At 68.3% G+C, this 616-nt stretch carries 1 protein-coding gene; it reads right to left on the minus strand.

Annotated elements, in window-relative coordinates:
- Positions 1 to 602: ATP-binding cassette domain-containing protein (locus tag B0F77_RS49490; protein ID WP_342746915.1), on the minus strand; the 602-nt coding region annotated here is incomplete at its 3' end.
- Positions 603 to 616 lie beyond the last annotated feature (14 nt).

The raw sequence follows: 616 nt of genomic DNA on the forward strand, positions 1-616 counted from the left end.
GTGGTGCCGCCACCGGTGGCGTGGCCGTGCCAGGAGGCCCAAAGGCGCGCGTATGCGCCTCCCGCGGTGACGAGTTCGTCGTGGCTGCCTTGCTCGGTGATCTGCCCGTTGTCCATGACGACCACGGTGTCCGCGTCGTGTGCCGTGTGGAGCCGGTGAGCGATGGCGATGACGGTGCGGCCTTGGAGTACGGCGGCGAGTGACTGTTCCAGTTGCCGGGCGGCGCTGGGGTCCATGAGTGAGGTGGCTTCGTCGAGTACCAGGGTGTGAGGGTTGGCGAGGACCAGCCGGGCGAGCGCGAGTTGCTGTGCGCGGCCGGGGGATGTCGGAACACCTCCCGAGCCCACCACGGTGTCGAGGCCGTCGGGGAGGTCGCGGACCCACGTCATGGCGTTCACGGCGTCCAGGGCGGCTGTCGCGGCTTCGGTGGTGACGTCGGCCTTGGCCAGTGCGATGTTGTCGTGGATGGTTCCGGTGAACACGTGGTGTTCCTGGGTCACCAGGGCGACGTGGCGTCGCAGTTGATGCGGTGGCAGTTCATGCAATGCGGTCTCGCCGACGCTGACTGAGCCGCTTCGGGGGACGTGGATCCCGGCGAGGATCTTGCCGAACGTCG

Source organism: Lentzea kentuckyensis (assembly GCF_002150765.1).
GTDB classification, from domain to species: domain Bacteria; phylum Actinomycetota; class Actinomycetes; order Mycobacteriales; family Pseudonocardiaceae; genus Lentzea; species Lentzea kentuckyensis.